The following is a 13026-nucleotide window of genomic DNA, read 5'->3' as shown; positions in this document are numbered from 1 at the left end:
ATTAACACCTCTCCACTATCTCCACAATAGCATCAACTACGTACTCCACCTGCTCCCAGGTTAATCCATATACACTCATCTTTATCTCCTTTGTAACCCCTGGCACTATACCTCCAATACCTCTCTTCTTCAACTCCTCGTAAAAGAAATATCCCCTTCTCTTATCCCTCTTGGATATCTCCTCAAGTACAGACGTCTCGAATTTAATGAGATCATGCTCCTTAGGTTTCACACCTAACTGTTTAAAACCTATCTCCTCCAACCTATCTACCACGTACCTAGTCTTCTTTAACTCCTCATCCCATCTCTTAACCCTCTCAACAACGTATGGAAAACTTGCCATAAGGGAGATGAGAGGCACCCCTCTACTTGTACATCCTAAGAGTTCCACCTCCTTCTTAGGATGACTCTTAGATCTCCTCAGCACCTCCTCTGCAAACTCCTCCCTCATGGAGAGGATGCCTATTGGGCCAGATGCTGCCATACTCTTATGTCCAGAGCATGCTAAAAAATCTGCCTTCAACTTTTTCCCCTTAACTGGCATCCTCCCAACTGTATAGGCACAGTTTAGGAGGAATGGATATCCCTTTTTTTTGGCAATCTTTCCCACCTTCTCGGCATCACTTAGATTCCCATAGGATCCATCTACATGGGTAAGTAGTATTAAACCTATACTCTTCCCCTCATCCTCCAATTTATCGATAACTTCCTTATATCTTTCAGGTTTTATTCGATAGGTGGGATACCCGTCGTTCTTCACTGTGGCGTAGTTCAACCTCGCCCTCTCTATAGCCACGTAGGAGGTATAATGGGCATTTTTATCTAACACTACGTAGTCCCCCTCTTTACATATGGAGTGCATAACTATAAACTTACTCTCTCTCGCTCCATGGGTGGGCCTGGAGATATCCATATCCAAGAACTTAGATATATCCTCTAAAAACCCACAGACTGGAGGTGTCTTTATCTCATCTAAACGTCCCCCACAGTAATCACATACACTGTAACCATCCCAGAACTCGTAAATAGCCTTCTTAGTTTCTACAGGAAGAACTCCTCCCCTCTGAATAGGATTTAGATTTATAAGTTCTCTCTCAAGGTGTCTACTGAGATTTTTATATTTGTCCAAGTTTATCTCCATTAAATCACCTAGGGAAAATCTTAGTAATATTATCAGTATCTTATGGTTATTATAGGGTGTTATCATAGATTAATAGTACAATAAAAAATTATATAATAAATAACCCTAGTTCCCATCAAAATGATAATTTAAAGGATAATAAAAATATTATTATAAAAATAATAAAAATAAAAAAAGGTTTTAAAAAAAAACAGAAGACTTCTATTATCCTAGATATAGCATTTTAAAAATAAGATTGGAGGAGAATGATCCTCTGTATATCTTTTAATACAGGGATTCAGAAATAAGATCTCCTATCTTACCTAAGTGATTAGAAAGATCCTAGAATGTTTAATAGTTTTTATATATAGATTTTATACTGATTATTTTAATCATGATTTTTATTATAATGATTATCTTTTTCATTATTCTTTTAATTACTACTTGGTGGGAACTAAGGTAATAAATAATATCTAATTTTTTAACTGAATAATATTAATAAAGCTCTAATTCCCATCAAAAAATTCTGATAAAAATAATAAATTATAAAAAAATAATAAGGTATAAAAAGATCAAAATAAGAGATAAATAATCTCTCCTAGGGTGCTTTAAAATACTATGGAAGTAGAACAGATCTTTTCTAATAGGCTGGTTATTATTAATATTATATTATTATAAGATAATATTTTAATATTCTTTCAGTCTTTTTTATTATTTAAATCATTACTTTGATGGGAATTAAGGTTATTTACTTTTTTATTTCTATCCCTTCAGGATTATTTTATTGTTATTTACTCTTAAGATTTTTATTATTCTTATTATGATATTTTTTATTATTCTTCTAATCACAGTCTTGATGGGAAGTGGGTTTATATTTTTATAACATTTCTAAAAGATATTCTAGGCTTTCTTATTATCCTTTCTATGGTAGCTTCATTTACTTCTTAAATAAAATTAACTTTAAAGCCTAAAATATATCGAAGCTTTCGGAATCTGTAAAACTTAAAAACTAAATTTTCCAATTTACTCAAAATTTATCTTTATAGTTTTATTTCGAGAAAATTTACCTTTAATTATCTGAATACTTCCCTTACTAGTTTTAAAATATTCTGATAAAACTTTTATAAGTTCTTCATTGGCTTTTCCATCTTCAGGAGGTGATTTTAGATATACTTTTAATCTCTTTTCTTCCTGCACTATTTTTTGTTTCTTTGCCTTTGGAATGACTTTAATATTTATAAATTTTTCTTTCATATCTAACCCTTAATAGACTTTCATTATATTTTAATTAGAATATAGTAATTCTCCACTATTTTTAATATAATTTTTACAAATATATACTCAAAATTATGAAAATGTCTGACACATAAAAAGAGAGTAAGAACTTACCATACACACCTAAAGACTCTAAATAACTGTGAGAACAGGTAAACTCTTAACGAAAAAGGATTCATCCTTTTCGAGATTTTAGAGTATTTCAAGAAAAAAGTAGATATAGAATTAGGAGTTTCCCATTCTTATTTCTGTTTTTCTTTATTTTAATTTTTTTATTAATTATAATTATTCTTCCTTGCCTTCTTCTTTTGCTTCCTCTGACTCTCTACTCTCTTCCTCTGGTGTCTCCAATGGCTCACCAAACTCCAAAACCTCAGACTTATAGATTTCCACTTTTTTAAGTGGGAACATCTTCTTACATTCCTGGTATATCTTTGTACTCAACTCATCTAAGAGCATAGCCTGGACAAACTCTGGGAATGTTGAGTTCTTTGCAGTTTCTCTAATGATCTCCTCTGTTTTCTTCCTAATATCAGTTTTATGACAGTCCCTTGCCCTATATGCAGTTAGTACCATAGCCTTTACTCTTATCTTATAGTTGTCCTTAGTTCTCACATCTACAATTGTTGTTATCTTACTCATTCTCCTTCTTACCAGGGATTTTATATACTCCCTTGTTGTATCATGGCCTATGAACTGTGTAGTAGCGTTGTTACCACTAACTCCATTTATCTTAAAGTACATCCTTATCATATGTTTAGCAGGGTCGTTTATGAGGTCTTTTAAACTAACCTCTGCTACCCTTCCAATAACCCTAGCAGGATCGTTTGCAGGGGTCTGTCCTATTAAAACACCTCCAAAGGCTTGAGGTGTATATATATTATACCATACTTTTGTTTTCCAGGTATCCTTAGCAACCTTTTTCCCCTTACCAGTGGTTCTAGCCCTCATCTTTGCCATATTTACACCTCATCTTATATTTTATATCAGATATTCTGTTAGATCTACGTAGTTTTTAAAGGGTTTTGTAGGTTGGGCATATATTCTCTTTATATTCCTAGCAACTTCCCTTTTAGAGGTTCCTTTTTCCGTTTTTATCATCTTTATCTTAAAGAAACCATTTCCAACACGGTAGATATATCCACTATCAAATATATAATCTTGGGGAACAAGTACATTTACAGAGTACGTCCTTCTTCCATCGTTGATAGATATCCCTACTTTTTTAGGAATACTTAAAGATTTTGTCCATATAGTTTCAATATCTTCAACCTTTGAAGAAAGGGTTCTTTGGGCACCTTCTATACTAGTTATCTCTAAATCCTCCCCCTCTACATTAATCATATCTCCAACTTTTATAACTTCCCCGATAGGTATCTGGATAACCTTTTTCTCAGATTTTCCATACCTACTGATTATCACTTTCACATCCTTCAACTTAACAGTCCTCTCCATCTCCCATATATGGCCACATTCTAGACATTTTACCTTTAACTTGATGTGTCTCTTAGACTCCTGTTTCTTTATAACACTATGTGGAGTAATATCATCACATAGAGGACAGTGGAGGGAGAGGATTTCTTCACCTTTATCTTCCATTTTCCCATCCATCTATTTATTTCTTCCTTTTCTTTCTTCTCCTACCCTTCTGGAACTGCTGTGGTATAATTCTTACCTGTACATTCATAGCCCTCTCTAGGAACTCCTCGTAGGTGAAAGGTACCTCCTCTCCAATTACACCTCTATTTTTTAGATACTCCCTAGCCATTAGGTAGTAGAGTAGAGCAACTGCCTTTCTACCCTTGTTGTTTGTTGGAATTACAAAGTCTATAAAGGAGGTTAAATGTTCCGTATCACACATACCTACAATAGGGATCCCTATCTCGATAGCCTCCTTCAGTGCCTGTCTATCTACCCTTGGATCACTGAGGAATAAAACTTCAGGCTCCATAAAACTCTTAGTTACAGGGTTAGTTAGGGAACCTGGTATAAACCTTCCTGCAACTGTCGTTATACCTGTTACCTCTCCAAATTTCTTCAATGGGCCCATGGAGTATATTCTCCTTGAGACTGCCAAGATATCTTCAGGTTCATACCTTGCTAAGAATTTACTTGCCAACCTTATTCTTTCATCCGTCTTTCTAACATCTAACACGTAGAGGCCATCAGATCTTACCCTATAGATAAACCTCTTCATGTCCTCTGTTTTCTGCATGGTACCTATATGTACTCCTGCAGCCAAGTAGGTATCTAATGTTACCAGCATGTTCTCCTCTGTCATACTACAACCTCCAAAAGAGTGGTTTTTAATTTTTATTAAAAATTTTTTTATTAAAAGAGTGGTTTTTACTGTTGCTATTTGGATAAAATTCCAAAGTATTTAAACCTTTCGGTAGAAATATAGGGATACTAAAGTCTCACAATATTCATAGGAAACTTATCTATATTCTAGAGTGGTGATTATGGTTATTAAGAGAATGACTCTAATACTCTATAATTCTTACGATAAGAGGAGATGGCACGAAGCCCATAAAAGAGCCATAGCCAGAGCGGCACCTGTATGCTATGCCTTCAACTGCAACCTTGCAATTATGGATTTCCCCTGTACTAAGGAAGATATAAGTTCTATAGAAACTACTATTGGAGATTCTGGAAAGTATCTGAGGAAGTTAATAGAGAGTAATAGATTCAGTATAGTGAATAGTTATCAGCCCCAGTTTGGAATACCTATTGCAACAACATCGAAACCAGATGATAAAAAGTCCATAACACCTGAGGAGGTAGCACAACTACTATTTAAAAAACCCTGTGGATTGTATGTGGGTCTTGGAAGACATGGATTACCTAAAGAGATATTTGAGTTCTGTAAATATCACCTAGATATAACTAAAAGAAGAATCTCCCTGGAGACATGTACTGCCATAGGAATAATACCTGCTGTAATAAATACATATATTGAAATATTTAATAGACAATAATTTAACTTAAATGATAGGCTAAAAACTATAATAAAATTATACAAATAAATATTATATAGTTTATAAAATAAAAATAATTATTTATACTATCAGATGTTTCCTAAACACCAAAATAAGATATGAGAACCCTCTCCTATAATATTAAAGACATCCTGGGGTTGTGGTTAGAAAAAATATTCGAAGAAAAATCTCCTCTTTTTTCAATGTTTAGGAGTAGTGGGAATACCACCTTTTAAAATTTTAAAAAATTAAATTAAATATAGAGTTTTATTTTTAATATCTCTTTATTATTTTAATTATTATTTTATTATTTCCTTTTTTATTGTTCATTATTATTTAATATTTTTATATTTTTATTTAAAATTTCTACCTAATTAATAATTTTACACTACAATTATTAAAACATTATGAACAATTAGATATAATTCCCCTTTTTTATATTATTTATAATTACATTTTATGTTATTAACAATATTGTTACTATATTAACAGTATAAAAAAGAAAATTATATATATGGGATAATTTTAAAAAGAGTTATAAAGTTTAAAAGATAAGGGAGGTAATCCTGTGTCCGCAATAGAATCTGTTAAAAAAATAAAAGAGGCTGAAAAGGAGGCTGTTGAGATAATAGAAAATGCTAAAAAAGAGGCAGAAAAAATAAAGTTAGACGCAATAGAAGAAGGTAAAAAAATTATAGAAGAGACTGAGAAAGAGGCTCGTAAAAAAGTAGAGGAGTTAATTCAGAAAAGTGAAGAGATGGCTAGAAAAGAGGCACAGGATATTATCGAAACTGGAGAGAGTGAAATATATGAGATGGAATCAGTCGCTAAGATAAAAATACGATCGTTGAAGTTGGAGGATGTGCTAGACATCTTTAAAGTTTAACATTGTTTAACATTAGAGAGGGTGGTTTTAGTGAGGCCTGCAAGGATGAAGAAATTGAGAGCGGTGATTTTAGATGAGAAGATGGATAATGTGGTAAGAGAACTCCATGAAGAGGGGTTAATAGAACTCTGTGATTTAACTACAAAGTTGGAGGATCCAGAGTGGGCAGATTTGCTATCTCCTTCTACACCTGCGCCTTATATACGAGACGTTTCAGCATTGTTAATTAAAACTAACAGGTTTTTAGATCTCTTTGACAGTGTTAGATCTGAGGACGAAAAGGGATTAAAGGAGTTGTTAAATCCAACTCTACCACCAAGAAAGAAGGTCACATTTTCATCTGCAGATGAGGTAATATCCTACAGTAAATCCCTGTTGGAGGATGTAGAAGGAGATGTAAAGGAGTTGGCAAATAGGTTAAATGAATTGGAGAATAGAATTAACTACCTCCAACAGTTAAAAAAGTATATGGAGTATTTAAAAGATCTCGATGTAGATCTTGAATATGTTAAAAGTGGACCTTATACCTACATAGTTGTAGGTCTAGTACCTGAAGATAAGATAACTGAATTAAAGGAGAAGATATCTTCCATTACAGAGGGCCTCTCTGAAGTTATAGAAGGGAGATCTATCATCACCAGTGAAAACGAGAGAAAAGTTCCTGTTATAGTTATTACATTGAAGGAGTATAGAGATAGTGTTAGTGGAGAGTTAAGAAGAGGTGGATTTGAGAGGATAGATGTCTCTAACTTAAAGGGAACTCCAAGGGAAAACCTGGAGAGTATTGACAGGGAGATAAAGGAATGTGAAAAGGAGAAGGAGAATATTTTAAATAAGTTAAGGGAGATGGCCAATAAGTGGTACAAGGAACTTTTAGTACTACATGAATTACTAGAGATTGAAAAGGAGAGGGCAGAATCCTACACATACTACGGTAGAACTAATAGAACCTACATGTTGGAAGGTTGGGTACCTGCGAAGTATGTAAATAGGGTTAAAAGAACTATAGAAAGAGCATCTCAAGGCTATGCAGTTGTAGAGGTAGGGGAACCAGATGAACCTGAGGAGAAGATACCTGTAATGCTGGACAACCCAAAACCTGTAAAGCCCTTTGAGATGCTCACAGAGATGTTTGCACCTCCAAAGTACAACGAAGTAGATCCCACCATGTTGATAGTTCCTGGATTCTTAATGTTCTACGGTATCATGCTTACAGATGCTATATACGGGTTGTTATTGGCGATACTTGGGTTATTTGTCTGGAAAAAACTAGGTAAGGTAAGTGAGGGAGCCCGTAATATAGGATATATACTAACCTTGGCTGGTATAGCAACAGTTATCGCAGGTGTTATAACTGGAGGATATCTGGGAGACTTCCTAAAACAGTTCCTAGGGTTTGACATATACAAAACTCCTCTTGCTCTAGTGAATCCTTTAGGAGAGAGTTTCTATATTAGTGAGTCCAACCCACTCTTTAACTTTGGGAACATATCTGTAAATAACGGTCCAATTGCAATACTCCTGTTCTCTATAGTTGTAGGGATAATACACCTCTTTATAGGATTGGCTATAGGATTTAAAGAGAACCTTAAGAAAAAAGGATTCAAAGAAGCCTTTTTAAATCAGGGTATCTGGCTCTTCTTGATAATAGCCCTGGCTGTAGGTATTATCGCCAATGCACCTTATATTATAGGTGGTGCTGTAGTACTTGTAATACTTCTCTGTATGATCAAGGGGTATATGAGTGGAGGAATACTAGATGCGGCCTTAGGGGCCATGGATATTACAGGATTCTTAGGTAACGTACTCTCCTATGCAAGGCTTCTGGCCCTCTGTTTGGCTACTGGAGGTCTTGCAATGGCAGTGAATATAATGGCCAAGTTAATTGGCGACAGTGTCCCAGTGGTTGGGATACTACTGGCAATAATAATATTACTAGTAGGGCATACTTTCAACTTTGTAATGAACGGCCTTGGGGCCTTTATACACTCTCTGAGGTTACACTACGTGGAGTTCTTTGGACAGTTCTACGAAGGTGGAGGTAAGAAATTCTGTCCCTTCAAGGCTAGAAGGGAGTATACTACAGTTAATTAAAAATAAAAAGGGTGATAGGCTATGGTATTTGACAATCCTTTACTCCTTGGAGCTATAGGTGCAGGTCTAGCAGTTGGTATTGCAGGTTTAGGTTCAGGTATTGGAGCAGGTATTGCCGGAGCAAGTGGTGCAGGGGTAATTGCAGAGGATCCTTCAAAGTTTGGTACAGCAATAGTATTTCAGGCACTACCTCAGACTCAGGGACTGTACGGGTTCCTCGTTGCCATCCTTATACTCTTCGTATTTAAAAGTGCCCCTGAGTGGGCCATGGTAGGTGCAGGGGTTGCTACAGGTTTAGCAGGTCTTTCTGCAATTGGACAGGGAATAGCCTCTTCAGCAGGATTGGGGGCAGTGGCAGAAGATGATAAGATATTCGGTAAGGCGATGGTCTTCTCAGTACTCCCTGAGACCCAGGCAATCTATGGTTTGTTAGTGGCTATCCTTCTGTTAGTGGGGGTCTTTGGAAACAGTCCTGGAGCAGCTACAATAGCAGCCTTAGGTGCAGGTCTGGCAGTAGGGTTTGCAGGTCTCTCTGGTATTGGGCAGGGTATTACAGCTGCAGGTGCTATTGGAGCAACTGCTAGAGATCCAGATGCCATGGGTAAAGGTCTTGTATTAGCAGTTATGCCAGAAACCTTCGCTATCTTTGGTCTATTGATAGCAATACTGGTAATGCTCGGAATAATGTTTTAAAATTTAATTTTTTAGTTTTTAAAATTATTTTTTCAATAAATAGGTGAAAAAGATGGGAGCAGAGGAGATTGTCTCTAAGATACTGGAGGATGCTAAAAGAGAGGCAGAGAAGATTACAAAGGAGGCTAGGCTAGAGGCCGAGAAGATATTAGAGGATGCTAAAAAGGAGGCAGAGAAGAGAAAAAATGACATACTTAAAAAGGGAGAGAAAGAGGCTGAAATGGTAAAAAACAGAATTATCGCAGAGGCTAAATTAGAAGTTAGAAAAAAGAAACTGATGAAAAGGGAGGAATTAATCGAAATGGCTGTAAAAAAGTTGAAGGGGGATCTAATAAAGTTACCAGAGAAAGAGGAATATAGTACTCTACTCTTTAAATTAATAATTGAGGGTATAATTGCTATTGGAGAGGAGGAGGTAGTTATAGATCTCAATGAGAAGGACTATAAAACTCTTGATAGTAAAGTAATGTGGGCCATAGAGAGTGAGATGGAGAAGTTACTGAACAAACCAGTTATTGTTAGAAAGGGTAATATTGTTGATATAATAGGAGGATGTATTGTAAGGAATAAAGATGGTTCTAAGATCTGTAATAACAGTTTAGAGGCTGTATTTGAAAGGAACTTAGAGAATATTAAGGGGAAAATTGCAGAGTTGCTGTTCTAAGGGGGAGTTAAAGATAAAAGGTGATTGAATGGGAGTAGGGGAGATAATTACATGGATGTCTTCTAATATATTTGTTGCACTGTTGATACTAACAGGAATATTGATTCTCTTAGTAATAATAGTGTATCTAATAAAGTATCTCATAGATAATGCCCCCTATGCGTATGTTAATGCAAGAGTTAGGAGTATGGAATCTAGACTCCTAGATGATCATAAGTTAAACGAACTTATAGAGGCTGGAAGTTTAGTGGAGGTTGTAGGTCTCCTGGAAGATACCGACTACGGTAAGTATATTTCGACAACCTCTAAGGATGTGTACTCCGTAGAAAAAAGTTTAGATATGCATCTAGCCCATATCTATAAAACATTGGCAGAGATATCTCCAGATAGATCGAAGAAGATACTAGAGTTGTTTGAAAAGAGGTACGACGTTAAAAATATTAAAACTATTCTAAGGGCTAAGTACGCCGGGTTAGATGGGGAGAGTATCTTTAAAATACTGATACCTTTAGGTAGAATACCTGAGAATAAGTTAAGGGAACTCTGTGAGGCTAAAACTGTTGAAGAGGTTGTGAATGGGTTGGAGGGCACTGAATATGGAAAGATACTCTCTGAGAATCTCTCAATCTACGAGGAAAGTGGTAATCTAATACCTCTAGAGTTGGCCTTAGATAGGTATATCTTAGAGGGGCTCTGGAAGGTTGTAGGTATCGAGGGTACTAACGAGGATATTTTCAAAGAGTTTATTGGAAGGATGATAGATATAGAAAACCTGAAGATAATACTTAGATGTAAAGGAGAACGTGTATCTTCCGAGGTTATCTTAAACTACCTCTTAGGTGTAGGTTACGAGTTGCCTCCATGGAAGTTGAAGGAATTGGCAGAAGCAGAATCCATGGAGGGTGTAGTAAGTTCATTGGAAGGTACAGAGTACAGTAATATAATCTCAGGTTGTTTAGAGGAGTATGAAAAGTGCAAGAGCGCCTATGTATTTGAGAGAGCATTGGATAACTATCTAGTAGAGATAGGTAAAAAGTTGTCCCTAAGACAGCCCTTTGGTGTAGGGCCAATAATAGGCTTTATCACCTCAAAAGAGATGGAAGTAAAAAAGTTGAAGGTCATTATAAAGGGGAAAATGGAGGGATTATCACCAAGGGATATAAGGGAGTTGATTACAACATAATTGGGATGATAGTATGAAAATTGGAGTAGTTGGGGATTCCCACATAGCTATAGGTTTTAGGTTGGCAGGTCTTACCGATGTTTATGAGGTTGAAAATCCTGATGAAGCTCTAAAAATCATTGGAGAATTGGACAGAAGGAAAGATATAGGTTTAATAATAATCTCTGAAAAACTTGGAGATGCTCTAAGGAATAAACTCTCCAAGATAGATACCTTCGTTGTAGAGATACCTGATAAGAATGGACCAATTGTTAGAGAACGTGATCCAATAAAAGATCTTGTGAGAAAGGCTGTAGGTATAGAACTTAAATAAATAAGGGGTGAGTATATGGTAGTAGGTAAAATAATTAAAATAGCAGGACCTGTTGTAGTAGCAGATGAGATGAAAGGATCTCAGATGTATGAGGTAGTTAAAGTAGGTGAAGAAAAGTTAACTGGAGAGATCATCCAGTTGAAGGAGGATAGGGCTGTTATCCAGGTGTATGAGGAAACTACTGGTATAAAACCTGGAGAACCTGTAGAAGGTACTGGGGCACCTCTCTCTGTAGAGTTGGGGCCAGGTATGTTAAAATCTATATACGACGGTATTCAGAGACCTCTAACTGCAATAGAAACTAAAACTGGAAGTATATTTATACCAAGGGGAGTTTCTGTACCCTCTCTACCAAGAGATATAAAGTGGGACTTTGTACCTACTGTAAATGAGGGGGATTACGTAGAGGGTGGAGACATAATAGGTAGAGTTGAGGAAACAAAATCCATCGTACATAGAATATTACTCCCTATAGGTATAAAGGGGAAAATAAAGGAGGTAAAGTCTGGAAAGTTTACAGTGGAGGAGACGATTGCAATAGTAGAAACAGAGGATGGAGAGGAGAAAGAGATCAAGATGATGCAGAAGTGGCCTGTAAGAAAACCAAGGCCTTACAAGGAGAAATTACCTCCTGTTATTCCACTAATAACTGGGCAGAGGGTTGAAGATACCTTCTTCGGTCTTGCAAAGGGGGGAACTGCAGCGATTCCAGGACCCTTCGGAAGTGGTAAGACGGTAACACAGCACCAACTTGCAAAGTGGTCAGATGCAGATGTAGTAGTATACATAGGATGTGGGGAGAGAGGAAACGAGATGACAGAGGTTATTGAAGAGTTCCCCCATCTTGAGGATAGGAGAACAGGGAACAAGTTAATGGATAGAACTATACTAATAGCAAACACATCAAACATGCCAGTAGCGGCGAGGGAGGCATCCATTTATACAGGGATAACCATAGCGGAGTACTTCAGAGATATGGGTTATGGAGTACTGCTAACTGCTGATTCAACCTCCAGATGGGCAGAGGCTATGAGGGAGATATCAGGAAGATTGGAGGAGATGCCAGGAGAGGAAGGATACCCAGCCTATCTTGCCTCTAGACTTGCCCAATTCTACGAGAGGGCAGGAAGGGTAAAATGTCTAGGTAGCAAGGATAAGGAAGGATTCGTATGTATTGTAGGTGCAGTCTCTCCACCAGGAGGAGACTTCTCAGAACCTGTTACATCTAACACACTGAGGATAGTTAAGGTATTCTGGGCACTTGATGCAAACCTTGCAAGGAGGAGGCACTTCCCAGCGATCAATTGGCTACAGAGTTACTCCCTATATATAGACGACATAACTCCATGGTGGAATAAAAATACAGGTCCAGATTGGAGGGAGTTAAGAGACGAGGCTATGAGGCTACTCCAGAAGGAGGCAGAACTCCAGGAGATTGTCCAACTTGTAGGACCTGACGCTCTTCCAGACAGGGAGAGGGTAATCCTAGAAGTTGCAAGAATGCTAAGAGAGGATTTCTTACAGCAGGATGCATTTGATGAGGTAGATACCTACTGTTCCCCAATGAAGCAGTATACCATGTTGAAGATAATAATGACATTCTACAGAAAATCTTTAGAAACTGTTGAGAAAGGTGTAGATCCAGGAGAGATAGCGAAGGTTTCTGTTAAAGGAGATATTGCAAAGATGAAGTATCTACCTGAAGATAAATTCCTCAAAGAAGTCGCTCCAAGTATTATGGAGAAGATCGAGAAGGAGTTAGAGACTCTTGTAGAAAACCTATAAATTAATTTTTAATTTTTTATAATTATTATAATAAT

At 36.5% G+C, this 13026-nt stretch carries 13 protein-coding genes; 8 read left to right on the top strand and 5 right to left on the bottom strand.

The annotated features are described in order from the left end of the window. Position 1: 1 nt before the first annotated feature. The 5 genes from pscS to rpsB form a co-directional block, all read right to left on the bottom strand. A complete protein-coding gene (pscS, locus tag CFE53_RS03640; RefSeq protein WP_172456356.1) occupies positions 2-1141 on the bottom strand; it encodes an O-phospho-L-seryl-tRNA:Cys-tRNA synthase in 1140 nt (379 codons plus the stop codon). Positions 1142-2143: 1002 nt separating this feature from the next. Beyond that, positions 2144-2374, bottom strand: a complete 231-nt coding sequence (locus CFE53_RS03635; RefSeq protein ID WP_148120524.1) for a DUF167 domain-containing protein — start codon at positions 2372-2374, stop codon at positions 2144-2146. A gap of 306 nt (positions 2375-2680) precedes the next feature. After that, positions 2681-3355, bottom strand: coding sequence for a 30S ribosomal protein S3ae (locus CFE53_RS03630; protein WP_148120523.1), 675 nt, complete (start codon positions 3353-3355; stop codon positions 2681-2683). 21 nt (positions 3356-3376) lie between these two features. Further along, a complete protein-coding gene (locus CFE53_RS03625) occupies positions 3377-3994 on the bottom strand; it encodes an HVO_0476 family zinc finger protein (protein WP_148121150.1) in 618 nt (205 codons plus the stop codon). Between the two features lie 16 nt (positions 3995-4010). Then, entirely contained in the window at positions 4011-4676 is a 666-nt protein-coding gene (gene rpsB / locus CFE53_RS03620; RefSeq protein WP_148120522.1) for a 30S ribosomal protein S2, read from the bottom strand. A gap of 181 nt (positions 4677-4857) precedes the next feature. Between rpsB and CFE53_RS03615 the strand changes: the two genes are divergently transcribed. The 8 genes from CFE53_RS03615 to CFE53_RS03580 all read left to right on the top strand — a co-directional run bounded on the left by CFE53_RS03615 (position 4858) and on the right by CFE53_RS03580 (position 12991). Next, on the top strand, positions 4858-5373 hold the full coding sequence (locus tag CFE53_RS03615; protein WP_371677811.1) for a DUF531 domain-containing protein: 516 nt from the start codon (positions 4858-4860) through the stop codon (positions 5371-5373). A 568-nt stretch (positions 5374-5941) separates the two neighbouring features. Beyond that, positions 5942-6259: an ATP synthase archaeal subunit H gene (ahaH, locus tag CFE53_RS03610; RefSeq protein ID WP_148120521.1), complete on the top strand. Its 318-nt coding sequence runs from the start codon at positions 5942-5944 to the stop codon at positions 6257-6259. 30 nt (positions 6260-6289) lie between these two features. Next, entirely contained in the window at positions 6290-8353 is a 2064-nt protein-coding gene (locus CFE53_RS03605; protein ID WP_172456355.1) for a V-type ATP synthase subunit I, read from the top strand. A 21-nt stretch (positions 8354-8374) separates the two neighbouring features. Continuing rightward, complete coding sequence (locus CFE53_RS03600) at positions 8375-9046, top strand: V-type ATP synthase subunit K (protein ID WP_148120519.1); 672 nt, start codon at positions 8375-8377, stop codon at positions 9044-9046. Between the two features lie 52 nt (positions 9047-9098). Beyond that, positions 9099-9710 (top strand): V-type ATP synthase subunit E family protein, encoded by a 612-nt coding sequence (locus CFE53_RS03595; RefSeq protein ID WP_148120518.1) that lies wholly within the window; start codon positions 9099-9101, stop codon positions 9708-9710. A gap of 28 nt (positions 9711-9738) precedes the next feature. After that, the gene (locus CFE53_RS03590; RefSeq protein ID WP_148120517.1) at positions 9739-10893 is read left to right on the top strand and encodes a V-type ATP synthase subunit C; all 1155 of its coding nucleotides are present in this window, start codon (positions 9739-9741) and stop codon (positions 10891-10893) included. 13 nt (positions 10894-10906) lie between these two features. Beyond that, complete coding sequence (locus CFE53_RS03585) at positions 10907-11206, top strand: V-type ATP synthase subunit F (protein WP_148120516.1); 300 nt, start codon at positions 10907-10909, stop codon at positions 11204-11206. A gap of 15 nt (positions 11207-11221) precedes the next feature. Continuing rightward, complete coding sequence (locus tag CFE53_RS03580) at positions 11222-12991, top strand: ATP synthase subunit A (protein WP_148120515.1); 1770 nt, start codon at positions 11222-11224, stop codon at positions 12989-12991. Positions 12992-13026 lie beyond the last annotated feature (35 nt).

The organism is Methanofervidicoccus sp. A16, assembly GCF_003351865.1.
Classification (GTDB): domain Archaea; phylum AGJL01; class Methanococci; order Methanococcales; family Methanococcaceae; genus Methanofervidicoccus.
Note: the sequence above shows the minus strand (reverse complement) of the source record. Positions and strands in the feature narration are given on the sequence as shown.